This is a genomic window from Lutibacter profundi, assembly GCF_001543325.1.
Lineage (GTDB): Bacteria > Bacteroidota > Bacteroidia > Flavobacteriales > Flavobacteriaceae > Lutibacter > Lutibacter profundi.
This window is the reverse complement of record NZ_CP013355.1, coordinates 304,346-330,096: the sequence shown is the minus strand read 5'-3', so window position 1 is coordinate 330,096 and position 25,751 is coordinate 304,346. Positions and strand designations below refer to the sequence as shown.

Below are 25,751 nucleotides of genomic sequence, written 5' to 3'. Positions count from 1 at the left end.
AGGTTATTATTAATTTTTATTTTTTTGCAAAAGTATAAGAAATACCAAACATAATTAAACTTGTATCCATTTTATAAGAAACTTCAGTTCCTGGTATTGCGCCATAAGGAGGGTTCGTTTGAGCAAGCATAGGATTAAGCAATTGTCCTTTTGTATCTCCACCACTAGTACCATAATGGTAAACACCACTTAATTTTAAGTTATCTGTCATTGGGTAACTGAATCCAAATTGGAATGCATTTTTTATAACAGCAGTTGCAGGAATTGAGAAAAAGGCTACATCGCTATCAATAGGATTACTACTGTAAGTATACCCAAAACGTAAAGGTAATTTTTCAATTCCTTTATATTGTAAACCAACTGAAAGAATATTGATGTTTTTCCATCCAAAACCAGCTACAGAACCTGTTTGTGTCCATCCTTTTTCTGCAAAACCATCGGTATTTTCATAATCTACCATTCTATAATCTAGTGCAAAATCAATATTTCCTTTTGAATAACCTAAACCAAACGATAAAATTGCTGGGTAGTCCATATTGAAGTTATTGGTAGCAGTAGAACCATCTAAATATGTATTGTTAAATTCTAAATCACCAAAATTTTGAGCTGTTTTATAAGATGCTCCTAATTTAAATCCACTTGGTGAATTATAAAACACTCCAAATTGCGCTCCAAATCCTAAAGCAGAAGCTTTATCACTTACTGCATATCCAGAAGCATTTGGATTAGCAGTTGGGTTAGGTGCTAATTCTAAGGCGGCGTAGTTAAACGTTGGTTCAATACCAATAGAGAATGTTTCACTTAATTCATACGCCCAAGTAAAACCAACTTGTAACAACATATAGTCTGATTCTATATGACCAAAGCCATTTAAACTTTGTGGATAACTTATAGGGTTAGAATTATTTGGATCCCAGTTTGGATTAGGGTTTCCATTTGCATCCATTGGTAAATTAGTTTCCTCTGGAAATGTTACCCCAAACCCGCTAATACCAAAGGCTGAAACACCAAAAGTATGCTTGCTATCTTCTTTTCCCCAAACCATGGCAAATGCAGGCATTGGAGATGCTCCCCTATCATCTTTAGTTACACCAGAAACAGCAGGTGAAGCTGGTGATCCAGGTCCAAAAGCATCAGCTGGCCACATGGCTCCAGCAGGTAATGAAGAACTCAACTCTGGAGATGAAAAGAATAAACCTATATTAAAGTCTAATATTTTACTATCAAAAACAGATATTGATGCTGGATTCCATTGTAATGCCCCACTAATATCTATAGGTTGAGCGGTAGAAGCCCCTCCCATTGACATGTTAACGGCTCCAACTCCTTGCATAATGTGTCCAGCTTGAGCAAAAGTTGCTGTTGTAAAAAGTACGACTACTAGTCTTAATAATTTTCTCATAATTTTAATTTTAATTTTAATGTTCTTTGTTGTGTAACAATTGTTACACTTTGATTACTAAGTACTTAACATTTGTTACACAACAAAATTAGAAAGTTTTGTATAGAGATTTAATGATAAATATCAGCTAAAATATAGAAAATTAATAAACTTGTAATAAATTTGCGTTTAATTTTGAATTATTATGAAAATTTTACAAATTATTGAGATATCTAAAATTATTGATTTATTAAGCTATACCATCCCTTCAATTGTAACCGGTTTAATAGCCTATTATTTTTTTTTAAATCACACTAAAACAGAAGAAAAAAAGTTAAAAATTTTAGCTTTAAAAGAAAATCAAAAGAATAGCTTACCTCTAAAATTACAGGCTTATGAGCGAATGACATTATTTTTAGAACGAATAAATCCTTCTAAATTATTAATTAGAGTTACTTCTGTTAATAATGATAAAAATTCATACACAATAAGTCTTATTGATACTATAGAACATGAGTTTGAACATAATTTAGCACAGCAAATATATCTTTCAGAAGAATGTTGGAGCGTTATTATTACTTCAAAAAATGCAACAATTCAACTCATCAAAAATGCTTCTGAAAACACTACAATTGAAAATGCTGAAGAATTAAGGGAGGTTATTTTACGAAAAATGTTGGATATAACTCCTCCTTCAATTACTGCCCTGGCATTTATTAAAGAAGAAGTTAAAAGTTTTATATAAAAAAAGAAGGCTTTCTAAAAAGTTAGAAAACCTTCTTTTTTTATTAGGCTACAATTTAATTAAAGTAAATTCCGCTTGGAATAATTCCTGTTGTGAATGTATTTGTTAATAAATTTGTAGATAAATCGTACAGATACAATTTCCCATTACTAGCATAATCAACGGCATCTGTTGCATATAATATGCCATCTTTAGCCACCATATTGTAACTATATAACCCTGAAATTTCTTCTGTAGTTGGCAATGCAGAAGCTGTACTACTCATTTTATACACATTCCCTCCTAAGTTATAGTACAAATAATCATCATCAACAGATAAAAAATTCGGATGTTCTGTAACCTGAAAATCAAAACTTGTATCTATTAAATTAGTAGCTGTATTAATTTTTGATAAAACACCTTTAGTTTCAACACCTGTCCAACTAGGTTTACCCCCTGATAAAACCCATATATTATCATTATCGTCAACAGTTAATGAATTTGGCACATCGCCAACTTCTAATGTTTTTACAATACTATTAGAACTTGCGCTAATTACAGAAACAATATTATTTTGTCCATAACCCCCTTGATGTGCTACATAAAGTGTATTGTTTACTACCACAATTTCTTCGGGTCCAAATGCAACTGGTATTGTTGATTCAACAATATTTGTGCTCAAATTTAGTACCGCAATGTAATCATCATTATTATTTAATGGATCTCCCCAGTTAGTTACGTACCCTTTCCCATTAACTTCAGCAAAATATCTAGGGTTATTTAGCCCTTCGGTAATAGTTGTTATAACCTCAAAAGTATACCTGTTAACAACTGTTATTTTATTTGATACATTTGCTATTAAATAAGCATTATCTTCTTCAAAGCCAATAGATTGTAAGATATTACCTATATCCTGATTATTTACTTTATTAAAAATGGCATTCTCTGTTATAGTATAATCATCACTTATAAACATTACGGTTCCTGTACCGCTTCCAAAAGGGCCTTCATTTGCAATTAGTATTCCATTTTCGTAATCTCCTTTAGGTTCTATAATTGTATCATCATCATCACATGATGTAACAAATATTCCTAAAAATAAAATTGCCATTACTATAATTTTACTATTCTTCATACTTCTAAAAATTTAAGATTAATTTTAATTTATAATTTATATTAGGCATAGGTCTATATGCCACATTTTGGTATTTTTTATTAAAAATATTTTGTACTTTAAACGTTATTATAGTAGCCTCTTTCTTTTTGCTAGATAACTTATAACCCACACCTACATCTGAAATATCGTATGAACTTAAATCACTAAAATTATCGGTTGTAGTATAAACACTACCATTATATAGTAATTGATAATAAGCTGAGAATTTCTTATAATTATAAGAAAATGTTCCTGTTATTTTATTTTTTGGCACATAAATTAATTGGTTATTTGTTTGAACATTTTTTGAAATGGTATACCCATAATTTGTTAAAAACTCAAACGTATTGTTTCCAATTTTCTTTAGTACTTCATACTTAAATTCAATGCCATAACTTTCAACTTCTTCAACATTAATAGGTGACCAAATATTATTCCTATTTGGCAACCACTTTATCATATCTTTAGAGTTGATATAATACCCTGTTAAATTAATTTTTTGAGAATTAAAATTAAAATCATTTCCTAGTTCAAATTGATATGAATTTTCAGGTTTTAAAGTAGTATTTCCGCCAGGAACCCAGTATAAATCATTAAATGTTGGTATTCTATAATTTTTTGAAGTATTTAGTTGTAACGTATAAAACTTAGTAATTTTAAAATTTGAACCTATTGAAAAAATTAATGGAACGTTGTATTGATTTGTAACTTCTGTTCTAATATTAACACCGTAATCTATTTTTGGCGTTAATTTATGATTTAACAAAAAAACAGCTGAAAATACATCTCTCTGGTTGAAACCAATATTACTACCACTTCCTTTTACACTATCATATTCTAATATTCCTTTTACTAATAAATTTGCAGATTTAAAAAATAATGAAGCATCGTATTTCACAATAAAAGTATTCACTTTTCCGAACGAAAATTGAGTGTTATTTTCGTTATTTGGATAATACTTATAGTCTTCATAAATATGTGCTAAATTTAAATTTGATGAGAATTTTTCATCTAAAAAATCAAGTACTAACAGTGTTTTGGAATCATTATTTTTGTAAGCATCTTTTGCGTTATATGTTAATGTTCCTGATAAATTTCTGTCATTTAAACTAGAATTATGAAATAATTTTAGCAGTACATTTTCATTTATAAAATACCCAGCATTAAAGTTGAAACCCAAAAAATTATAAGCTCCATTTTCATTTTTTTCACCATATCCTAAGTATTTGTAATCATTTTCAGATTTCTTATAATCAATTCCTGTAGTTATGTAACTTTTAGTAGTACCCGCACTTAATTTATATGAAGTATTTAAGGTGTTGAAACTACCATAAGAAACTTGAATCTCATTTATAAAATGATTGTAAAAATGAAAAGAATTGTTGAGGTGTATGCTACCTCCAATAGCACCACTACCGTATTGTACTGAACTCCCACCTCTTTTAACAGTTATCTCATTGTAATTAACTATTGAAACGTTGTTAAAATCTGTTTGTCCTGTTAACTGAGAATTTATATTTATACCATTCCAAATAACTGCAGTTTGTGATGCATTTGTACCTCTAAATGATGGTGAAGAAATCATTCCATAACCATTTGTCTTGAAATAAATTAACGTATTTAAATTGAGTAAATCAGTTAATGAGGTTTGTGTTTTAATTACAGAATCTAAAATTTCATTCACATTGTATCCTGCAGAAAATTTCTTCAATTTAACATCACTTAAAACAACAATATCTAGGGCTACAATTGAATCTTTTTGCCCATAAGAGCTCCAATTATTAATAAGAAATAAAAAAAATAAAAATCTGCTAAACTGTTTCATACCTAATTTACTTTTCTCCCGAAAGTGTTAATTAAAATGATTTTGGCAGGTCTCCTGGCTTGCGTATTGTTATTCACCTTCCCATTCAAAAAAACTGAACAGTGGTTATAAAGTTTAATAACAACCATCGAAAAAATTCGACAAAGCTTACAGTTGCGGGTACAGCTTCGGTTTCTAACCGAATTCCCTTTTAATTTATTTATACAGAAGCATAAATAAAAACCATAATCGGCAACAAATTTAATTAATTAAGACCAATTTGTACCATTAAATATATAAAATATTACATTTGTAAAAATTAATTTTTAATGAAACTATTTGTCATAAAATTTTTAACATCCATATTTTTCCTATTACTTATTTATTCTTGTAAAAAGAACGAAAACAAAAATTCTTTTAATGGAGAAAACACTGTTGATAACGCTATAAAATACGCAAAAGGCTTTGAGATTAAACATTATAAAAAATACACTAAACTTAGTATAAAAGCTCCTTACCAAAACTCAAAAGAAACTTTTGAATATATATTGACTGATTCATTGGGTAAAAAGCAGTTAAATACCTTAAAAACACCATTACAATCAATTGTAGTAACTAGTACTACACATATCCCTATGTTAGAATTGTTAGGTGTTGAAACTAAATTAGTTGGATTTCCAAACACTAAATATATTTCATCAAAAAAAACAAGGGTATTAATTAAAAATGGTGACATAAAAGAGCTAGGGAATGAAGAAAATATAAATACTGAATTATTACTTGAGTTACAACCAGATGCTGTAATAGGGTTTTCTATAACTAGCAACAATAAAATGTTTAATATTATTCAAAAATTTGGAATTCCTGTGCTCCTAAATGGTGACTGGTTAGAAGAAACTCCTCTAGGCAGGGCTGAATGGATTAAGTTTTTTGGTGTATTATTTAATAAAGAACGTGAAGCTGATAGTATATTCAAAAACATTGAAAAAAATTATTTAAATGCCAAATCTATTGCTTTAAAAGCTGAAAAAATACCGACTATTATTTCTGGTGGACTTTTTAAAGATATTTGGAATTTACCTGCAGGTAACAGTTTTGAAGCTACTTTTTTACAGGATGCGAATACTAATTATTTATGGAAAAATTCTAAAGGAAAAGGAAGCCTTTCTTTAAATATTGAAAATGTTTTTGAAAAAGGAAAAGACGCCGAATTATGGATTTCTCCCAGTTATTACAAAACTATGGAACAACTTAAAAATGCCAATAGTATTTACGCTAAATTTAACGCTTTTCAACATCATAATATTTTTACATTTGTTAATAAAAAAGGTGAAAAAGGAGGTGTTCTTTATTTTGAATTAGCTCCTGCCCGACCCGATTTAGTATTGAAAGATATTATTAAAATGGCACATCCAGAATTATTAAAAGACTATGAGTTTACTTTTTATGAGAAATTAAAATAGTGTTATCTGTCCATCATCTTCTTTTGTGGCATTATCAACATCTTTACCTCTCTTTAAATTAGTTTGATTGTTTTCAGCTGTTTTCTCTACACTGTTACTATCAATTATCTCTTCATCATTTACTTCTACATTTTCAATTATTGGAGGTTCATAAGGTAATGGCTCTAATAAATTCACTTGTTTCATCTTATCTGTAGTTAATTGATTACCAAGCGCTTTAATACCTTTAACAGCAATAAATTCTTCAAAATTAATAGTTATAGGTTCTAAACTACGTTTTGAAAAAATAATTTCAGCCATTGGTCTATAATCTGTTGCTACAATTTCTAACTGTGATTTTGGGTGTTCAGAAATAAAGAGTTCTTCTTTATTAGGGTTGTCAATCATAAACCGTTTCACATAATATTTTCCTTTATCTCCATCAAAATATATCGCTGAAATTGGTTTTTCTGGAATCCATTTTTCAAGAACAATCATATTAGAATCAAAATGCGTGGTTAATTCTGGCTTTATAGTTTTAACTAAACCTTTTTGATTGATAACTAACAACCTATCTTCCCCTTTAAATTCTCCTAACAAATCTCCTCTTCCATCAACATTTAGGCGTTGAGTTACATCATCAAACCAAATTTTACGAGGTTTAAGCGTAGAAACTCCTTCAGATTTTAATTCAATTTTTCTAATGGTATTTTTGGTTACTCTATTCCCTCTAACACCTCTACCTTTAATTGCTAAATTTGAAAAATCTATATCCCATTTTATTTTTTTTACACCTTTAACAGCACGTAAATTAATGGTGACGGTTTCTGCCTCTCCATTAGGGTTTGCCGTAAAATACTGCACTATTGAGGCTTTATTTCCTACAGTTAAATTATATTCTTTATCACGCGTTACTCCTGTAACATTAAAACGCTTCATATAACTTGGCCCACTTCGTCCATCACGGTAAATCATATTATAAACCGTACGTTTATCATTCTTTTTAAATACTGCAACATAAATAATATCTTTACCTACAAAAGTTTTACTATCTACCCTAGTAACAGTCATTATTCCATCTTTTCTAAAAACAATAACATCATCTATATCTGCACAATCGGCAACATATTCATCTCGTTTTAATGATGTACCTACAAAGCCCTCTTCTCTATTAACATATAGCTTTGTATTGCGCATTACAACTTTTGTTGCAACAATATCATCAAATAAACGTATCTCTGTTTTCCGTTCTTTCCCTTTACCGTATTTTATTTTTAAATTTTTAAAATAATCAATAGCATAGTCTATTAAATTGGCTAAATGCTGTTTAACAGTTTCTATTTTATCTTCTAAACTTTCTATAAATTGTTTTGCTTTATCAATATCAAATTTTGATATTTTTTTAATCCGTATTTCTGTTAAACGCACAATATCTTCTTCAGTAATAGCACGTTTTAAATGTTTTATATGGGGTTTTAAACCTTTATCTATAGCTTTTATTACACCTGCCCAAGTTTCTTGTTCTTCAATATCTCTATAAATTCTTTTTTCAATAAAAATACGTTCTAATGAAGCAAAATGCCACTGTTCTTCTAGCTCATTTAATTGAATTTCAAGTTCTAGCTTTAAAAGGTCAACGGTATGTTGTGTAGAAAGTTTTAAAATTTCTGAGACGCCTATAAAAACAGGTTTATTATCTTCAATAACACAACACAAAGGTGAAATAGAATTTTCGCAATTGGTAAATGCATATAAAGCATCAATTGTTTTATCAGGCGAAATACCATTTGGTAAATGCACTAAAATTTCAACATTTGCCGCCGTATTATCTTCTATTTTTTTAACCTTAATTTTTCCTTTTTCATTCGCTTTTAAAATAGAATCAATTAGGGTTGAAGTTGTTGTACCAAAAGGAATTTCTGAAATAACCAACGTTTTTTTATCGAGTTGATAAATTTTTGCACGAACTCTAATTTTACCTCCACGTTTGCCGTCATTATAATTGGAAACATCTGCAATTCCGCCAGTTAAAAAATCTGGTATTAATGTAAAACTCTTTCCTCTTAAATGTTTTATTGAAGCATCTATTAATTCTTTAAAATTATGAGGTAATATTTTTGTTGAAAGCCCTACTGCAATTCCTTCTGCACCTTGAGCTAATAACATAGGAAACTTCACCGGTAAATCTACTGGTTCTTTTCTTCTACCATCATAAGATGCTTGCCATTCTGTAGTTTTAGGATTGAAAACAACATCTAGTGCAAATTTTGACAAACGGGCTTCTATATAACGTGAAGCAGCTGCTCGGTCGCCAGTTAAAATATTTCCCCAGTTCCCTTGCATATCAATCAATAGTTCTTTTTGACCAATTTGTACCATTGCATCGGCAATTGAAGCATCACCATGAGGATGATATTGCATAGTATGTCCAACAATATTTGCTACTTTATTGTAGCGCCCATCATCTAAATCTTTCATAGAATGTAATATTCTACGCTGTACAGGTTTAAAGCCATCTTTAATGGCTGGCACTGCACGTTCTAAAATAACATATGAAGCATAATCTAAAAACCAATCTTTATACATTCCCGTAACTTTGGTAATGGTTTCTTGATTTCCAAATTCCTCTTTTAAATCTTTATCTCTCTCCTCTTGTTGCATTTTATGCCCTTTGGTTATTCTTCCCGTATGGAAGAAAATTTTTTCTTTTGTGTCATTCTAATTTCTTCAGTTGTAAATCAAAAATTACTCTTCTACAATATCTAATTCAACTTTTAAATTTTCTATAATAAATTTTTGTCTATCGGGTGTATTCTTTCCCATATAAAACTCTAACAATTTATCAATAGACATTTCTTTGTCTAGCATAATAGGGTCTAATCGAATATCTTTCCCTATAAAATGGACAAATTCATCTGGAGAAATTTCTCCTAATCCTTTAAATCGAGTTATTTCTGGTTTCCCCTTTAATTTATTAATTGCATGTTGCTTTTCTTCAGGCGAATAGCAGTAAAACGTTTGTTTTTTATCACGCACTCTAAACAATGGTGTATCTAAAATAAATAGGTGGCCTTCTTTAATTAACTCAGGAAAAAACTGTAAAAAGAAAGTAATTAATAGCAATCTAATGTGCATACCATCTACATCAGCATCGGTAGCAATTACAATATTATTATATCGTAAATCTTCTAAACCATCTTCAATATTTAACGCTGCTTGTAATAAATTAAATTCTTCATTTTCATACACTATTTTTTTGTTCATATTGTATGAGTTTAATGGCTTCCCCCTCAAACTAAAAACTGCCTGCGTATTAACATCTCTAGATTTTGTAATAGAACCACTTGCTGAATCTCCTTCAGTAATAAACAAGGTACTTTCTAAACGATTGTCTTTTTTTAAATCGTTTAAATGAACTCTACAATCTCGTAATTTTTTATTATGTAAACTCGCTTTTTTAGCGCGTTCTCGTGCTAATTTCCGTATTCCTGATAAATCTTTTCGCTCTTTCTCGGCTTGTAAAATTTTCTTTTGAATTTTTTCAGCAACATCAGGATTTTTATGTAAATAGTTGTCTAAATTTGTTTTAACAAAATCGCCTATAAATGTTCTTACAGTTGGCAATCCTCCTCCCATTTCTGTAGAACCTAATTTTGTTTTGGTCTGACTTTCAAAAACGGGCTCCATCACTTTTATACTAATGGCTGAAACAATAGATTTTCGTATGTCTGAGGCTTCATAATTTTTACCAAAAAAATCACGTATTGTTTTTACAATAGCTTCTCTAAAAGCATTTTGATGTGTTCCTCCTTGTGTAGTATGCTGTCCATTTACAAAAGAATGGTATTCTTCGCTATACTGAGCTTTACTATAAGTTATAGCTACTTCAATATCTTCTCCTTTGAGGTGAATAATTGGGAACAACATAAACTCATCTGCTATATTTTCTTCTAATAAATCTTTTAATCCATTTTCAGAAAAATATTTTTCCCCATTAAAAACAATTGTTAACCCTGTGTTTAAATACACATAGTTTTTAATCATTTTTACAATGTATTCACTTCTGTATTTATATTTTGAAAATATTTCTTTATCTGGTACAAAGGTTACTTTAGTTCCTTTACGCTGTGATGAATCATGAGCTTTTTCATTTGCTGTAATATCTCCTGCTGAAAACTCGGCAAAAGCCGTTTGTCCATCACGAATAGATTGCACTTTAAAATATGATGAAAGTGCATTAACAGCCTTAGTCCCCACTCCATTTAGCCCTACCGATTTTTTAAACGCACGAGAATCATACTTTCCTCCTGTGTTCATCTTCGAAACTACATCTACTACTTTTCCTAGAGGAATTCCACGCCCAAAATCACGAACAGTAACGGTATTCTCTTTTACAGAAACTTCAATGGTTTTTCCTGCACCCATTACATATTCATCAATGGAGTTGTCTAATACTTCCTTTATTAAAATGTAAATACCATCATCAGGTGATGAACCATCGCCTAATTTACCAATATACATTCCCGGACGCATTCTTATATGCTCTTTCCAATCGAGTGAACGGATATTATCCTCAGTATATGCTGCTTGTTTAGCCATTTATTTCTATAATATTCTTGAAGAGTCGCTAAAGTACAATTTTGACTTAAAATATAAAAAGAAGTCTATTAAAATAATTATCAACAACTAAGTTGTATAAACTTTGTTGCGAGTGTAATGAAGAAATAAATTAAAAAAATTAATGGAGATGATTCCTAATAAGTTTAACCAAAATTACCCTCAAAATTATCTAACCTCTACAAGTATAGTAGTTCATTAACATTCTGTTTCTTCTTTTTGCACTACCATTGATGCTATGAAAATAGAATTTAGATGCTTTAAAATTTATAAAACTTATTTTACTTTTTATACAATATTCGTAAGCTTTAAATGTTTATATCAAAATAATTCTATTTATTTATGCGGTAATGGCATTTTGTACCAATATAAATATGAATATAAAAAGCCATAGCTATAATGAGTAAATTTAAAAAAAATACTTTTGTTTCTACACTATTAGTCCTAATCTTTATACTTTTTGCAGAATCAACTTACGCTCAATTTTCTATTGGCTCATCTTACGGTATTCAAATACCTGGAAGGCAAGATCTTAAATTTAGACGATATCAAGATGGTATTTTAGAAGAGAACATAAAAACCACAGAAGTACATTCATCTGTTACTCCAATTTTTAATATAAATGCAACTTATTATTTTAAAAAATATGGAGTTAGGTTAGACTATTATGGATGGGAACATATAAGTGAAGCTAATGAGTTTTTGACTAATGAGCTTCCTCCTTTCTATAGGATAGAACAAGGTAGAGAAGCTTTTTTCTTCAGTGTTCTGCGTAAGTATCGTTTCCCTTTTTTGGGTAAAGACAGTAATCAATCATCAGAGAAATATTCCTTTTTGGGAATAGGAATTGGAGAAACATTAACAGAAGTAGAACAAGGAAGAACACAATGGAGAGCTGCATTTAAATTGTCTTACAGTCTTTCATTACCTATAACAAAAAGAGTAAGAGCTTTATTAGAATTTAATTATTTACTCACCAGAGACATAGATACATTAGCAAATAAAAATGGTTGGTTTGTAGATACATCAGGAAGATGGTTCCCTTTTAGATTTGGGCCACATTGGGATACACGTTATTATACATTTCAACTAGGATTGCAATGGAACCTTTTTAATTGATTTTCCAATATTCTTTTTAAACCATTTTTGTTCTAAAAACAACTCCTTAAAAGAATTTCATATTTAAGAGAGAAGGAATAGCAACTACTAAACATTAAAACGAAAATTCATCATATCTCCATCTTTTACAATGTATTCTTTTCCTTCAACGCGCATTTTACCAGCTTCTTTAACTTTAGCTTCGCTACCATAAGCAACAAAATCGTTATAGGTTATAACTTCAGCACGAATAAATCCTTTTTCAAAATCAGTATGAATAACACCTGCTGCTTGTGGTGCTGTGTCTCCAATGTTTATAGTCCAAGCACGTACTTCTTTTACTCCAGCCGTAAAATAGGTTTGTAAGTTTAATAATTTATAAGCAGCCCTAATTAAAACGGAAGCTCCAGGTTCTTCTAAACCTAAATCTTCTAAAAATAGTTGACGCTCTTCAAATGTTTCTAATTCAGTAATGTCAGCTTCTGTTCCTACGGCTAAAATAATAACTTCGGCATTTTCATCTTTCACAGCTTCTTTTAATACTTTTACATAATCATTGCCATCAACTGCTGAGTTTTCATCTACATTACAAACATACAATACAGGTTTATCAGTAATTAGCTGTAATGGCTTAATATACTCTTCACGCTCTTTATCTAATAATTCAATGGCTCTTACTGAAACTGCTGATTCCAAGCCTGCTTTTACTTTTTCCAGCACATCCAGCTCTTTTTGAGCTTCTTTATTTCCTGTTCTCGCATTTTTTTTAACACGATCTATTCTTTTTTCTAAAGATTCTAAGTCTTTTAACTGTAATTCTATGTCAATAGTTTCTTTATCTCTTACTGGATCAATAGTAGTATCAACATGAATTATATTATCATTATCAAAGCAACGAACTACATGAATAATAGCATCAGTTTCTCTAATATTAGCTAAAAACTGGTTTCCTAAGCCTTCTCCTTTACTTGCTCCACGTACCAATCCGGCAATATCAACAATATCAACTGTTGCAGGTAATACACGTTCAGGATTTACCAATTCTTCTAATTTTACCAATCTATCATCTGGGACATTTACAACTCCTATATTTGGTTCAATAGTACAAAATGGAAAGTTTGCACTTTGTGCTTTTGCATTTGATAAACAATTAAATAAGGTTGATTTTCCTACATTTGGTAATCCTACAATTCCTGCCTTCATAATTTTATTTTTAGCGCTGCAAATATAGCATTTACAATTACAAAAATGCAAAAAAATATAGAAACAATATAACCACTTAAATAACCTTAATAAAAATACAAATTATACTTCCAAATGAAATAAATATTACAAAAAAAATAGTTGAAATAATTTTTAGGCTTTATACTTTTTAGTACATTGCCCCTTAGCTTATGATACAATTTATATTAAACAACGAAGTTATTAAAACAACCGCAAATGCGGGAATAACTTTGGTCGATTTTATTAGAGACCATCAACAATTAAAAGGAACAAAAATTGGTTGTAGAGAGGGTGATTGTGGAGCCTGTACAGTTTTAGTTGGCACTTTAAATAACTCCCAAATTACCTATAAAAGTATTACTTCTTGTATTTCACCTTTAGGAAATGCGAATGGAAAACATATTGTAACCATTGAAGGAATTAATTTACCTAAAAATTTAAATTTCACACAAAAGAAAATGGCCGATAATTACGCTACTCAATGTGGCTATTGCACGCCTGGGTTTGTAGTTTCTTTAGTTGGTTACGCACTAGAAAAGTCGCCACAAACAACTTCAACTTGTAATGATGCTATTAGTGGTAATATTTGCAGATGTACAGGGTATAAATCTATTGAAAAAGCGGCTAACTCAATAGACCAAAAACTACTAGGTAAAGACAGTAACAACTCTATTTCTTGGTTAATTGAGGAAGGTTTTTTACCTACTTATTTTAAAGAAATTCCTCAAAAATTACAACGGCTACAACCAATTGAGTTAGCCAAAAGAGGAACAATTGTAGCTAATGGAACAGACGTGTATGTCCGCAATGCCGATCAACTTTCAGAAGAAAAAGTACATTTAATTTCTGATGAAAAAGCGTTAAAAGGTATTGTATTCACTAAAGATAAATGTATTATTGGTGCCAATACAACCGCAACAGAGATTTTACAAAACGAACAATTAAATACTATTTTCCCTTCACTGAAAAAGTTTCTGAAACTAATTTCTTCTGAACAAATTAGAAATATGGGAACTTTAGGTGGTAATTTTGTAAATGCCTCACCTATTGGAGATATGTCTATCTTTTTTTTAGCATTAAACAGTGAACTAACCTTACAACATACAAGTGGTAGTGTGCGAAAAATACCATTTCAAGAATTTCACAAAGATTACAAAGTTGTAGATTTGAAAGAAGGTGAATTAATTGTAGCTATCTCATTTAATATTCCAATAGCTAATTTTAATTTTGAAAAAGTTAGCAAACGAACCCATTTGGATATTGCTACTGTGAATGCTGCCTGTGAAATTGCAGCTAAAAACAATGTTATTTCTTATGCTCACTTTTCTATGGGCGGTGTGGCTCCAATTCCAAAATATCTTTCAAAAACCAACCAATTTTTAAAAAACAAAACTATTGGCATATCTACTATAAAAGAAGCTGAAAAAGTTCTGCAGTCTGAAATTAACCCTATCAGCGATGTTAGAGGAACTGAAACATACAAGCGGGCACTAGCCAAACAACTTTTTTATGCACATTTTATTACATTATTTCCTCAACTAATTAATTTTCAAAACTTAGTATCCAAATGAAAACAATGAAAAATATAGATTCCTTTGGACACGTTAGAGGTGAATCTCTTTTTGTAGATGACATTACTACCTTACAAGGTACCTTATATGGCGTAACATTTGATTCCCCAAAAGCACATGGAACCATAAAAAATATAGATTATTCTACAGCGGAAAGTTTAGAAGGTGTGGTAAAAATATTTACGTATAAAGATATTTTAGGGGAAAATCAAATTGGCGGTATTATACCTGATGAACCTTTGTGGGCAGAAGGTGAAGTGCATTTTATAGGGCAGCCTATTGCTTTTATTGTTGCAACATCTGAAGCTATTGCAAAAAAATCAAGAGCTCTTATTACCATTGAAATTGATGAAAAACCTGTTATTACCACAGCGAAAGAGGCAAAAGAAAAAGGTAGTTTTATCAATGCTCCTCGTTCATTTAAATTAGGAAATACAACCACTTCCTTTTCAAATTGCAAGTATGTAATTGAAGGTGAAACTTTTTCTAACGGACAAGAACATTTGTATTTAGAAACTCAAGGTTGTTACGCTATTCCTATGGAAAATGGAAACATTAAAATTACTTCTTCAACACAAGGCCCAACTTCAGTTCAAAAAACAGTTGCGAAGGTGTTAGGTGTCTCTATGCATAAAATTGAAGTTGATGTTATTCGTTTAGGAGGTGGTTTTGGAGGAAAAGAAGATCAGGCAACACCTTGGGCGGTTATGGCTGCTGTTGCGGTACAAAATTTGAAAAAGCCTGTAAAATACATTTTAAATCGCCACGATGATTTACGTATGACAGGGAAACGTCATCCGTATGAATCTACTTTTAAAATTGGATTGTCTAAAGAGTTGAAAATTCAAGCTTTTGAAGTTGAATTTCTTCAAAATTCAGGAGCTGCAGCAGATTTATCACCTGCAATTGCAGAGCGCACCTTGTTTCACGCAACCAACAGTTACTTTATTCCCAATGTAACTACAACTGTACATAGCTGTAAAACAAATTTACCGCCAAATACAGCTTTTAGAGGTTTTGGAGGACCACAAGGAATGTTTGTTATTGAAGCTGCAATTGCCAAAGCAGCTGAAGAAATAGGAGTCAATAAAAAGAAAATTCAAGAGCTAAATTTACTTAGTGAAAATGATGAGTTTTCGTATGGTCAAATAGCAACGCAAGTTGAAATTAAAAATAGCTGGACATCTGCAAAAAGCAACTTTAATTCAGCTAAATTAGAAGAAGAAATAGTAAATTTCAACAATAAAAATGCACAATACAAAAAAGGATTGTCTTTTATGCCAATTACTTTTGGTATTTCATTTACCAATACACCTATGAACCATGCAAGAGCTTTAATTCATATTTACCAAGATGGTAGTGTTGGAGTAAGTACAGGAGCTGTTGAAATGGGACAAAGTGTGAATACAAAAATGCTACAAGTAGCTTCAGAAACATTAGGTATTAGCACTTCTAAAGTTAAATTGGAAACTACAAATACAACAAGAGTTGCCAACACTTCTCCTACAGCTGCAAGTGCTACAGCCGATTTAAATGGAAAAGCAGTTTTAAAAGCATGTAATTCTTTAATTGACAGGTTAACAACTGTTGCATCTGCACTATTAGCTGTTGATAAGGATGTTATTGAATTTAAAAATAACATGATATATGCTAACCAACAGCAAACTTCTCTCACTTGGGAAAAAGTGGTTGAACAGGCTATGTTTGAACGTGTTGCTCTTTCAGAAAATGCGCATTATGCAACTCCTATTATTCATTTTGATAAATCCAAAGAAAAAGGACATCCTTTTGCATATCACGTATATGGAACGGCAATTACTATTGTTACGGTAGATTGCCTTAGAGGTACTTATGAAATTGATGCTGTGAAAATTGTACATGATTTTGGGAAAAGCATGAATATTGGTATTGATGTAGGTCAGGTTGAAGGTGCTTTGGTACAAGGAATTGGCTGGATGACTTTAGAAGAAATTTCCTATAATGAACAAGGGCAATTACTTTCAAATGCATTATCTACATACAAAGTTCCAGATGTGTTCTCTGCTCCAAAAACAATTGAAGTACTCCCTCTTAAAACTCTTGGAAACGAGCAGGCCATATTCAAATCTAAAGCTGTTGGTGAACCTCCATTAATGTATGGTATTGGTGCTTATTTTGCCATTCAAAATGCAGTAAAAGAATTCAACCCTAACTATCAACTAAAATTTGATGCTCCTTTTACACCTGAAAAGGTGTTGATGGGATTGTACGAGGAATAATCACTATTTAAAACATTTCAATTATCAAACTACATTATACCAAATCAAACATTCTAAAAGGTGCTATTATTTATAGTGCAGGAGACACAATTGCGGCCCTATTTTTAAATGAATTTTCTTGGAGTCGCTTCATGGGTATGGTATTTATTGGTGCTACGCTATACGCATTTGAAATTCCTAATTACTTTAACTGGATAGTACAAAAAACGAAGTTATATTCAGGTATAAAACTAACGTTGGCTAAAACAGGGTTGGCAATTGCATACTTTAATCCGTTGTGGATAGGAAGGCACTTATTATTCATCAAATTATTTTCAGGAAATTTCAATGCTATTAACAGCCATTTACTAGAAATAGCACTTTGGTCATTTCTTGCAAATATTCCAATTTCATTTATTGCAAATTATAGTATTCAAAATAAAATGCCACTAAACTGGCGTTTTTTAGCAAGTGCTATTTTCTCAGCATTAATGGCTATTTATTATGCTTTAAGTGAAACTATTTTCTAAAAATTTAATATTCTGTTTTATCAGTCTTTGATTTCCAATTCTCAAAAACTTGCAATGCTTCATTTTGTAGAATTTGAGTAAACTTAATTTGACGATCATTAATATTTTTACCAATCTCATTGTAAATAAATTGGTCATCAAAATCAATCGCTGCAGCATCTTCTCGTGTACAAGCATAGTAAACCTCTTTAGGCCTTGCCCAATAAATAGCTCCTAAGCACATAGGACAAGGTTCACATGAAGTATAAATTATACAATCATCTAATTGAAATGTTCCTAGCTTTTTACAAGCTTTTCTAATGGCTACAATTTCAGCATGTGCTGTTGGGTCATTCACAGATGTTACACTATTATATCCTTCTGCAATAATCTCATTGTTTTTAACTACAACCGCACCAAAAGGGCCTCCGCAATTTGAATTTACACCTTCATTTGCTAACGCTACAGCTCTTCTTATAAATTTATTATGTTGTTCTTTCATTATTTACAATCTGTGTATTTATCTTCTTTTTTCTTAATATGCAAACTTAGAAATTTATCTTTACACATGTTGCTTATTCTTCAGAATATATTCAATATTGATAAAAAATAAAATTGCCTTTTCAGTTTTTTTTCAAAAATGAATAGCTGTTTATAAATACTTCTTAAATATGTTTAAATTTTATTAAATTTACCCAAAATAATAAATATCAATCTTTTATGAAAATCATAAAGTTAAGTCTAGCATTACTTCTTTTTATAAACATTTTTTCTGTAAACGCACAAAAATTAAGTCGAATTGAAAAAAAAATATTGAAACAAGTAGTAAATAATAATGATGAAGCACTAACACTTTTAGAAAAAGTGGTAAACATCAATAGTGGAACGATGAACGTATTGGGAGTAGAAAAGGTAGGGTCTGTTTTTTCTGAAGAATTCAAAAAAATTGGATTTACACCTACTTGGATTCCTATGCCAAGTGAAATGGAAAGAGCTGGGCATTTATTTTGTGAATTAAATACAGGAAATGTTCAAGGAAAGAAACTTTTGTTAATTGGACATTTAGATACCGTTTTTGAAGAAAATAGTCCGTTTCAAAAAGCAAGCAAAGAAAAAAATAAATTATATGGACCAGGAGTAGGAGATATTAAAGGTGGTAACATTATTGTTTTATATGCATTAAAAGCGTTATCTGAAACTGGAGTTTTAAAAAACACTCAAATAATTGCTGCTTTTACTGGTGATGAAGAAAAAGTTGGATTTCCACTTAGTATTAGCAGAAAGGATTTAATTGATGCAAGTAAACGCAGCGATATTGCTTTAGGATTTGAAGGAGCAACTGGTTTAAATTACGCCACAGTAGCCAGAAGAAGCTCTGGAAGTTGGATTCTCAAAACGAAAGGAGTTCGCGCACACTCATCAGGTATATTTACAAAAAAAGTTGGTGCAGGTGCTATTTTTGAAATGTCTAGAATACTCAATGATTTTTACAACGAATTACCTGAACAAAACTTAACATTTAATCCGGCAACAATTGTTGGAGGTACTATTGTAAATTATGACAGTGCACAGTCTAAAGGAACTATGTTTGGCAAAACAAATATTGTAGCTCAAGAAGCGATTGTTAAAGGAGATTTAAGATGCCTTACTAATGAGCAAATTGAAAATACAATTGCCAAAATGAAAGCTATTATTTCAACTAATTTACCTAAAACTTCTGCAACTATTAGTTTTCAATTAAAATACCCTCCTATGAAACCCACACCTGGAAATTATGCTATTTTAAGTGTTTTAGATGCTATTAGTGTGGCAATGGGAAAAGGAAATGTTAAAGCTTATGACCCTAGTAAACGAGGAGCTGGAGATATTTCATTTGTAGCTAATTATGTAGATTGCTTAGACGGACTAGGTACTATGGGAAAAGGGTCTCACACCCCTAATGAATATATTGATTTAAACCATTTTAAAGAATTAACACAACGTGCAGCTTTATTAATTTACAGACTGATTAATCAAAAGTAAAAGTTTCTATACTAATCTTTTAAGCTAAATTATTTTAAATATTGTCTAGTGCTATTTTCTATTAAATTTAGCATCAATCATTTTAGTTTGAGTTTTAGTTTGTAATGCGTAATTAAAACCTTTATAAACACTATATCCTCCATGTTCCCCATACTTGTTTAAGGCTAAAAAGCCAACTTGTAAATTTGTTAAATTTTTGTGCTTTTTTACAATTCTGGCTACAGCTTCTTTACAAGCTTCATATGGCGACATTCCATTACGCATCAGTTCTACAACAATTGCAGTACCTGCAATTCTTATAACAGCTTCACCCATACCTGTTGCACAGGCAGCTCCTACTTCATTATCTACAAATAATCCTGCTCCAATAATTGGAGAATCTCCTACTCTACCGTGTAATTTATAAGCCATACCACTGGTGGTACAAGCTCCTGAAAGGTTTCCGTTTTCATCTAATGCCAACAATCCAATAGTATCGTGGTTTTCACTATTAATTACAGGCTGGTATTTTGATTGTTCTTTCCACTTTTCCCAAGCTATTTTAGCTTTTTCAGTCAACAGATTCGTTTCTTTAAATCCTTTTTCTATCGCAAATTGTTTAGCTCCTTTACCTACTAGTAGCACATGCTGAGTGTCTTCCATAACTTTACGAGCTACAGAAATAGGGTTCTCAATATCTTGTAAAAAAGCAACAGCACCACACTCATTTTCATGATTCATAATACATGCATCAAGTGTAACAAAACCATCTCTATCTGGCAAACCTCCCAAACCAACACTTGAGTTATTTGGATCAGATTCAGTAACTCTAACACCAGCCTCAACAGCGTCTAATGAAGAGCCTCCTTTACTTAAAATTTTCCAAGCTGAAACATTTGCTTCCATTCCATGATTCCAAGTAGAAATAACAATTGGTTTAATAATTTTTTTTTGACTAGTTTGCCTTATCTTATTCTCGTTTGTAGAAGTTAAACAAGAATTTGTTAACACGGCTACACCACCTAACGCCGACAGTTTAATAAAATCTCTACGATTTTTCATAAATAACACTCTTTTATAATTGACTATGAAGTACGCAATTTTTTTAAATTTATGCAAAAAAAAAATTACTCTCTGTGTAAAAAGAATTTCTTTTTTAATAATAGTTCTTCACTTTCCTCATTTTCTTCATCTGGTATACAACAATCTACAGGACAAACAGCTGCACATTGAGGTTCTTCATGAAAACCTTTACACTCCGTGCATTTATCAGCAACTATAAAATAAACTTCATCATCTATTGGTTCTTGAGATTCATCAGCATTGTACTCTTTTCCATTTAGTAAAACTATTTTTCCTGTTAGTGAAGTACCTTCAGAAAATTTCCAGTTTTCTGCAGCTTCATAAATTGCATTATTTGGACACTCCGGTTCACAGGCACCACAATTAATACATTCATCTGTTATTTTTATTGCCATACTATTATTTAGATTATTTTTGCAAATATAAAATTATAATTAAAATGAATTTAGAACAACGAATTAAAGCTTTTGCAAAACTTGGTAATTTTTTAAAACAGTTCAACACTTCAAAAATTGAAAAAAATGATAAATCTGAATTCAATACCCTATTTTTTGATGTTTTTAAAGTTCAAATTAATAGAGCCCAAGAATACAACGGCTGGTTTAACAAAGAAAATGTTTTAAAAGCTTTTGAAAGTTGGAGTGAAGCGCTTACACTAAAAAATTTAAACAAATGGACTTCAAATTATAATTTCAATGGTGAGTATGCTCCTAAAAATGTTGCCATTATTATGGCTGGAAATATTCCTTTAGTAGGATTTCACGATTTTTTGTCTGTTTTAACAAGCGGACATAATGTAATTGTTAAACAATCATCAAACGACAAACACTTTTTACCTTTAATTGCAAAATTTTTAGAATACTACAATCCAAAATTTAAAAATAAAATAACTTTCACCGAAGGAAAATTAACTAATTTTGACGCTGTTATTGCAACAGGCAGTACTAATACAGCACGTTATTTCGAACACTATTTTGGAAAATATCCAAATATTATTAGAAGGAATAGAAATTCAGTAGCCATTTTAACTAGTAATGAAACTCAAGAAGAATTAGAAAGTTTAGGTAATGATATTTTTCAATATTTTGGATTAGGTTGTAGAAGTGTTTCTAAAATTTTCATACCTAAAGGTTATGATTTTAATCCTCTTTTTAATGCTTTGTACCAATTTAAAGATATTATAAACTATAAAAAATACGAGAATAACTACGATTATAATAAAGCCATTTATTTAATGAGTTTGTTTAAACTTCAAGAAAATGGGTTTATAATGTTGAAAGAAGATAAAAATTATGCTTCTCCTATTGCAACACTTTTTTATGAATATTATAATTCATTTGATGATTTATTATTGAAACTAGAATTGGAAAGTGAGCAAATTCAATGTGTTGTGAGCAACAAAAACTACAAAGATTTTGTAAAATTTGGAGAAACACAACATCCAAAGTTATGGAACTATGCCGATGGTATTGATACTTTAAATTTTTTGTTAACTATTTAACATATTTTACCAATAATTAGTCATACGCTTAAATCTTTTTTCCGAAATTTGTGGCATAAATAAATTCATATTTCATAAAAAAAAATGAAAAAACATAATTTTAGTGCTGGGCCAAGCATTTTACCACAAGAAGTTTTAAAAAAAACAGCCGAAGCTGTAATTAATTTTAACCATTTAAATTTATCATTAATAGAAATATCCCACAGAAGTAAAGAATTTATTGATGTGATGGAAAACGCACGCAGCTTAGTAAAAGAATTGTTAAACTTACCTGAAGGATATTCAGTTTTATTCCTACAAGGAGGCGCCAGTTTAGAATTTTTAATGACGCCTTACAACCTTTTAAAAATTAACGGCAAAGCAGCGTATATAGATACCGGCGCTTGGAGTACTAAAGCAATTAAAGAAGCTAAACTATTAGGTGAAATTAATGTAGTAGCTTCATCAAAAGATAAAACATACAACTACATCCCAAAAAATTACACAATACCTACAGCTATAGATTATGTACACTGTACATCAAATAATACTATTTACGGAACTCAAATTAAAGAATTCCCAAAAACCGATGCACTGCTTGTTTGTGATATGAGTTCAGATATCTTTTCTCGTAAATTAGACTTTACTCAATTTGATTTAGTTTATGCTGGTGCTCAGAAAAATATGGGACCTGCAGGAACAACTTTAGTTATAGTTAAAGATGAAATTTTAGGAAAAACAGGGCGTAATATCCCTTCAATGTTAGATTTTCAGGTTCATATTAGTAAAGATAGTATGTTTAATACCCCTCCTGTATTTGCCGTTTACACATCAATGCTAACACTAGAGTGGCTTAAAAATTTAGGTGGTATTGCTGCCATTGAAAAACGAAATGAAAAGAAAGCAACATTATTATACGATGAAATAGATAGAAATTCTCACTTCAAAGGATTTGCGGCAAAAGAAGATCGCTCTTTAATGAATGTTACTTTTAATCTTACCAATGAAGCTGATAAAGAAACATTTGACAAACTTTGGAATGATGCTGGTATAAGTGGCTTAAAAGGACACCGATCTGTAGGTGGTTATAGAGCAAGTATATACAATGCAATGCCAATTGAAAGTGTACAGGTATTAGTTAGCACAATGCAACAATTAGAAAAACAAATAGGATAATAAAAATTCAATATAAAATATAAGATGAAAGTATTAGCAAATGACGGAATAGCAGCAAGTGGTGTAAAAGCACTTGAAGAAGCCGGTTTTGAAGTAGATTTAACAACCGTAGCACAAGATCAATTATTAGATTATTTAAACTCTAATGAAATTGATGTATTACTTGTACGTAGTGCTACGAAAGTAAGAAAAGATATTATTGATAATTGCAATTCTCTAAAAATTATTGGACGAGGTGGTGTTGGAATGGATAATATTGATGTTGAATATGCAAAACAAAAAGGTATTGCTGTTATAAATACACCTGCTGCATCTTCACACTCTGTGGCTGAACTTGTTTTTGCTCATTTATTTGGATTGGCTCGTTTTTTACACGATTCTAACCGAAATATGCCACTAGATGGTGATACAAAATTTAAACAATTAAAAAAATCTTATGCCAAAGGCGTTGAATTAAGAGGTAAAACAATAGGTATAATAGGTTTTGGAAGAATCGGTCAAGCAACTGCTAAAGTAGCCTTAGGTTTAGGAATGAAAGTAATTGCTTTTGATCCATTTTTAGACGCTATTAACTTAGAACTTGAATTTTTTGATCACCAAACTTTATTTTTCAATATAAATACTATAACTAAAGAAGAAGTATTGCAACAAGCTGATTTTATCACTTTGCATGTTCCAGCCCAAAATGAATATATTATTTCAACAAAAGAATTTGAAATTATGAAAGATGGTGCTTTTATTGTAAATGCCGCTCGTGGTGGTGTAATTGATGAAGTTGCATTAGTAAAAGCAATTGAAAATGGAAAAATTTCTGGCGCAGCACTAGATGTTTTTGAAAATGAACCAACTCCTGAAATCCAATTATTAATGAATTCAAGCCTATCTTTAACGCCGCATATTGGTGCTGCAACTGGAGAAGCTCAAGATAGAATAGGAACAGAATTAGCACAACAAATTATTGAAATTTTAACATAATCCCTAATACAATACTCAATGGCAATTGTAAAACCCTTTAAAGGACTTCGACCTCCAAAAGATAAAGTAGAAGAAGTTTCATGCTTACCTTACGATGTAATGAACTCTGAAGAAGCTACAAAAATGGTTGATGGTAAAGAAGCTTCTTTACTACGCATAACACGTGCTGAAGTTGAATTTGACAGTAAAGTAAACCCTCACGATGAGAAAGTGTATTTAAGAGCAAAATCTAATTTTAAAGCCTTCCAAGAAAAAGGATTTTTAATCCAAGATAAAGAGCCTCATTATTATATTTACGCACAAACAATGAATGGGAAAACACAATATGGAATTGTGGGAGATGCTGCTTGTGATGATTACTTAAATGGAGTTATAAAAAAACACGAATTAACTCGTCCCGATAAAGAAGAAGACCGTAAAGTACTTACAAGAAATTTAGAAGCTAATATTGAACCTGTATTTTTTACATACAGGGCTGTTCCTGAAATTGATGCAATTGTTTCTGATATTGTTACAAATAATACCCCTGAATATGATTTTATTGCCGAAGATGGTTTTGGACATCATTTTTGGGTAATTGAAGATATTGAAACAACTAAATTATTAGAAAAATTATTTAAAGATAAAGTTCCATACACCTATGTTGCTGATGGACATCATAGAACTGCTGCTGCTGCAAAAATGAGCACTGAGTTTAGTAAAAAAAACCCTAACCACACTGGTAACGAGCCTTATAACTATTTTATGGCTGTGCATTTTCCTGATACGCAATTACAAATTATTGATTACAACCGAGTTGTAAAAGATTTAAACGGCTTGAGTACTGCTGAATTTTTAAATAAAATTGATGTAAATTTTGGAATTACCCAAGTTAGTGAATCTATTGTTAAACCCGAAAAACTACATGATTTTTCCATGTATTTAGATGGAAAATGGTATGGTTTAACAGCAAAAAAACCAACTTATAACGATAACAACCCTATAGAAAGTTTAGATGTTAGCGTTTTGTCAAAATACATATTAGAGCCTCTTTTAAATATAAAAGATTTAAGAACTGATACTCGAATTGATTTTGTTGGAGGTATTAGAGGACTATCAGAATTAAGTAAACGTGTTGATAGCGGTGAAATGGCAGCGGCATTTGCTTTATTTCCTGTAAGCATGAGTCAATTAATGAGAATTGCTGACACCAATAATATTATGCCCCCAAAAGTAACTTGGTTTGAACCCAAATTAAGATCAGGTTTAGTTATTAATAAATTAGATTAACATT

Annotated in this window: 20 protein-coding genes and 1 riboswitch; of the genes, 11 read left to right on the top strand and 9 right to left on the bottom strand. The window is 30.7% G+C overall.

Translation table 11 applies throughout. From position 1 onward, the window contains the following. Positions 1-16: 16 nt before the first annotated feature. Positions 17-1,402, bottom strand: a complete 1,386-nt coding sequence (locus Lupro_RS01490) for an OmpP1/FadL family transporter (protein WP_068205726.1) — start codon at positions 1,400-1,402, stop codon at positions 17-19. Between the two features lie 184 nt (positions 1,403-1,586). Here Lupro_RS01490 and Lupro_RS01485 point away from each other — a divergent pair, with 184 nt between their 5' ends. After that, a complete protein-coding gene (locus Lupro_RS01485) occupies positions 1,587-2,126 on the top strand; it encodes a DUF7935 family protein (RefSeq protein ID WP_227807462.1) in 540 nt (179 codons plus the stop codon). 55 nt (positions 2,127-2,181) lie between these two features. On the opposite strand, the gene Lupro_RS01480 is transcribed toward Lupro_RS01485, so the two are convergent. Both Lupro_RS01480 and Lupro_RS01475 read right to left on the bottom strand, forming a co-directional pair. After that, the gene (locus tag Lupro_RS01480; protein WP_068205725.1) at positions 2,182-3,240 is read right to left on the bottom strand and encodes a YncE family protein; all 1,059 of its coding nucleotides are present in this window, start codon (positions 3,238-3,240) and stop codon (positions 2,182-2,184) included. 4 nt (positions 3,241-3,244) lie between these two features. Then, positions 3,245-5,086: a TonB-dependent receptor plug domain-containing protein gene (locus Lupro_RS01475; RefSeq protein ID WP_068205724.1), complete on the bottom strand. Its 1,842-nt coding sequence runs from the start codon at positions 5,084-5,086 to the stop codon at positions 3,245-3,247. 27 nt (positions 5,087-5,113) lie between these two features. After that, positions 5,114-5,328, bottom strand: a riboswitch (cobalamin riboswitch). Between the two features lie 66 nt (positions 5,329-5,394). Between Lupro_RS01475 and Lupro_RS01470 the strand changes: the two genes are divergently transcribed. Next, complete coding sequence (locus tag Lupro_RS01470; RefSeq protein ID WP_068205723.1) at positions 5,395-6,528, top strand: ABC transporter substrate-binding protein; 1,134 nt, start codon at positions 5,395-5,397, stop codon at positions 6,526-6,528. Here Lupro_RS01470 and Lupro_RS01465 read toward each other — a convergent pair. Then, positions 6,520-9,168: a DNA gyrase/topoisomerase IV subunit A gene (locus Lupro_RS01465; RefSeq protein ID WP_068205722.1), complete on the bottom strand. Its 2,649-nt coding sequence runs from the start codon at positions 9,166-9,168 to the stop codon at positions 6,520-6,522. The two genes, Lupro_RS01470 and Lupro_RS01465, sit on opposite strands and share 9 nt — an antisense overlap. Positions 9,169-9,252: 84 nt before the next feature. Further along, positions 9,253-11,106 (bottom strand): DNA topoisomerase IV subunit B, encoded by a 1,854-nt coding sequence (locus tag Lupro_RS01460; protein WP_068205721.1) that lies wholly within the window; start codon positions 11,104-11,106, stop codon positions 9,253-9,255. A gap of 417 nt (positions 11,107-11,523) precedes the next feature. Between Lupro_RS01460 and Lupro_RS01455 the strand changes: the two genes are divergently transcribed. Then, positions 11,524-12,243, top strand: a complete 720-nt coding sequence (locus Lupro_RS01455; protein ID WP_068205720.1) for a hypothetical protein — start codon at positions 11,524-11,526, stop codon at positions 12,241-12,243. 87 nt (positions 12,244-12,330) lie between these two features. On the opposite strand, the gene ychF is transcribed toward Lupro_RS01455, so the two are convergent. Beyond that, positions 12,331-13,425, bottom strand: coding sequence for a redox-regulated ATPase YchF (gene ychF, locus Lupro_RS01450; RefSeq protein WP_068205719.1), 1,095 nt, complete (start codon positions 13,423-13,425; stop codon positions 12,331-12,333). Positions 13,426-13,616: 191 nt separating this feature from the next. Here ychF and Lupro_RS01445 point away from each other — a divergent pair, with 191 nt between their 5' ends. From Lupro_RS01445 to Lupro_RS01435, 3 genes are all read left to right on the top strand, one after another. After that, complete coding sequence (locus tag Lupro_RS01445; RefSeq protein ID WP_068205718.1) at positions 13,617-15,017, top strand: FAD binding domain-containing protein; 1,401 nt, start codon at positions 13,617-13,619, stop codon at positions 15,015-15,017. Between the two features lie 5 nt (positions 15,018-15,022). After that, the gene (locus tag Lupro_RS01440; RefSeq protein WP_068211318.1) at positions 15,023-17,275 is read left to right on the top strand and encodes a xanthine dehydrogenase molybdopterin binding subunit; all 2,253 of its coding nucleotides are present in this window, start codon (positions 15,023-15,025) and stop codon (positions 17,273-17,275) included. A gap of 131 nt (positions 17,276-17,406) precedes the next feature. Continuing rightward, complete coding sequence (locus Lupro_RS01435) at positions 17,407-17,784, top strand: hypothetical protein (RefSeq protein WP_227807461.1); 378 nt, start codon at positions 17,407-17,409, stop codon at positions 17,782-17,784. A 4-nt stretch (positions 17,785-17,788) separates the two neighbouring features. Here Lupro_RS01435 and Lupro_RS01430 read toward each other — a convergent pair whose 3' ends face one another. Then, positions 17,789-18,265, bottom strand: coding sequence for a nucleoside deaminase (locus Lupro_RS01430; RefSeq protein WP_068205716.1), 477 nt, complete (start codon positions 18,263-18,265; stop codon positions 17,789-17,791). Positions 18,266-18,483: 218 nt separating this feature from the next. Between Lupro_RS01430 and Lupro_RS01425 the strand changes: the two genes are divergently transcribed. Continuing rightward, positions 18,484-19,785 (top strand): M20/M25/M40 family metallo-hydrolase, encoded by a 1,302-nt coding sequence (locus Lupro_RS01425; protein ID WP_068205715.1) that lies wholly within the window; start codon positions 18,484-18,486, stop codon positions 19,783-19,785. A 51-nt stretch (positions 19,786-19,836) separates the two neighbouring features. Here the strand turns inward: Lupro_RS01425 and Lupro_RS01420 are convergent, their stop codons facing one another. Both Lupro_RS01420 and Lupro_RS01415 read right to left on the bottom strand, forming a co-directional pair. After that, positions 19,837-20,826, bottom strand: a complete 990-nt coding sequence (locus Lupro_RS01420; RefSeq protein ID WP_068205714.1) for an isoaspartyl peptidase/L-asparaginase family protein — start codon at positions 20,824-20,826, stop codon at positions 19,837-19,839. Positions 20,827-20,891: 65 nt separating this feature from the next. Further along, a complete protein-coding gene (locus tag Lupro_RS01415) occupies positions 20,892-21,242 on the bottom strand; it encodes a 4Fe-4S dicluster domain-containing protein (protein WP_068205713.1) in 351 nt (116 codons plus the stop codon). A 44-nt stretch (positions 21,243-21,286) separates the two neighbouring features. On the opposite strand from Lupro_RS01415, the gene Lupro_RS01410 reads away from it, so the two are divergent. The 4 genes from Lupro_RS01410 (at position 21,287) to Lupro_RS01395 (ending at position 25,747) form a co-directional block, all read left to right on the top strand. Then, entirely contained in the window at positions 21,287-22,348 is a 1,062-nt protein-coding gene (locus tag Lupro_RS01410) for an acyl-CoA reductase (RefSeq protein ID WP_068205712.1), read from the top strand. An 84-nt stretch (positions 22,349-22,432) separates the two neighbouring features. Next, entirely contained in the window at positions 22,433-23,503 is a 1,071-nt protein-coding gene (gene serC / locus Lupro_RS01405; protein WP_068205711.1) for a 3-phosphoserine/phosphohydroxythreonine transaminase, read from the top strand. Between the two features lie 24 nt (positions 23,504-23,527). Then, a complete protein-coding gene (locus Lupro_RS01400; RefSeq protein WP_068205710.1) occupies positions 23,528-24,478 on the top strand; it encodes a D-2-hydroxyacid dehydrogenase in 951 nt (316 codons plus the stop codon). Between the two features lie 18 nt (positions 24,479-24,496). Continuing rightward, positions 24,497-25,747 carry a DUF1015 domain-containing protein gene (locus Lupro_RS01395; protein ID WP_068205709.1) on the top strand — a complete coding sequence of 417 codons (1,251 nt, stop codon included), beginning with the start codon at positions 24,497-24,499 and terminating at the stop codon, positions 25,745-25,747. Positions 25,748-25,751: the final 4 nt, after the last annotated feature.

What these genes read in the sequence shown, in the direction of transcription:
- Lupro_RS01395 (WP_068205709.1), top strand. Translation starts at nt 24,497, where the DNA reads ATGGCAATTGTAAAACCCTTTAAAGGACTTCGACCTCCAAAAGATAAA.
- Lupro_RS01460 (WP_068205721.1), bottom strand. Translation starts at nt 11,106, where the DNA reads ATGGCTAAACAAGCAGCATATACTGAGGATAATATCCGTTCACTCGAT.
- Lupro_RS01485 (WP_227807462.1), top strand. Translation starts at nt 1,587, where the DNA reads ATGAAAATTTTACAAATTATTGAGATATCTAAAATTATTGATTTATTA.
- Lupro_RS01400 (WP_068205710.1), top strand. Translation starts at nt 23,528, where the DNA reads ATGAAAGTATTAGCAAATGACGGAATAGCAGCAAGTGGTGTAAAAGCA.
- Lupro_RS01480 (WP_068205725.1), bottom strand. Translation starts at nt 3,240, where the DNA reads ATGAAGAATAGTAAAATTATAGTAATGGCAATTTTATTTTTAGGAATA.
- Lupro_RS01440 (WP_068211318.1), top strand. Translation starts at nt 15,023, where the DNA reads ATGAAAAATATAGATTCCTTTGGACACGTTAGAGGTGAATCTCTTTTT.
- Lupro_RS01420 (WP_068205714.1), bottom strand. Translation starts at nt 20,826, where the DNA reads ATGAAAAATCGTAGAGATTTTATTAAACTGTCGGCGTTAGGTGGTGTA.
- Lupro_RS01455 (WP_068205720.1), top strand. Translation starts at nt 11,524, where the DNA reads ATGAGTAAATTTAAAAAAAATACTTTTGTTTCTACACTATTAGTCCTA.
- Lupro_RS01425 (WP_068205715.1), top strand. Translation starts at nt 18,484, where the DNA reads ATGAAAATCATAAAGTTAAGTCTAGCATTACTTCTTTTTATAAACATT.
- serC (WP_068205711.1), top strand. Translation starts at nt 22,433, where the DNA reads ATGAAAAAACATAATTTTAGTGCTGGGCCAAGCATTTTACCACAAGAA.
- Lupro_RS01470 (WP_068205723.1), top strand. Translation starts at nt 5,395, where the DNA reads ATGAAACTATTTGTCATAAAATTTTTAACATCCATATTTTTCCTATTA.
- Lupro_RS01430 (WP_068205716.1), bottom strand. Translation starts at nt 18,265, where the DNA reads ATGAAAGAACAACATAATAAATTTATAAGAAGAGCTGTAGCGTTAGCA.
- Lupro_RS01435 (WP_227807461.1), top strand. Translation starts at nt 17,407, where the DNA reads ATGGGTATGGTATTTATTGGTGCTACGCTATACGCATTTGAAATTCCT.
- Lupro_RS01415 (WP_068205713.1), bottom strand. Translation starts at nt 21,242, where the DNA reads ATGGCAATAAAAATAACAGATGAATGTATTAATTGTGGTGCCTGTGAA.
- Lupro_RS01445 (WP_068205718.1), top strand. Translation starts at nt 13,617, where the DNA reads ATGATACAATTTATATTAAACAACGAAGTTATTAAAACAACCGCAAAT.
- Lupro_RS01475 (WP_068205724.1), bottom strand. Translation starts at nt 5,086, where the DNA reads ATGAAACAGTTTAGCAGATTTTTATTTTTTTTATTTCTTATTAATAAT.
- Lupro_RS01490 (WP_068205726.1), bottom strand. Translation starts at nt 1,402, where the DNA reads ATGAGAAAATTATTAAGACTAGTAGTCGTACTTTTTACAACAGCAACT.
- ychF (WP_068205719.1), bottom strand. Translation starts at nt 13,425, where the DNA reads ATGAAGGCAGGAATTGTAGGATTACCAAATGTAGGAAAATCAACCTTA.
- Lupro_RS01465 (WP_068205722.1), bottom strand. Translation starts at nt 9,168, where the DNA reads ATGCAACAAGAGGAGAGAGATAAAGATTTAAAAGAGGAATTTGGAAAT.
- Lupro_RS01410 (WP_068205712.1), top strand. Translation starts at nt 21,287, where the DNA reads ATGAATTTAGAACAACGAATTAAAGCTTTTGCAAAACTTGGTAATTTT.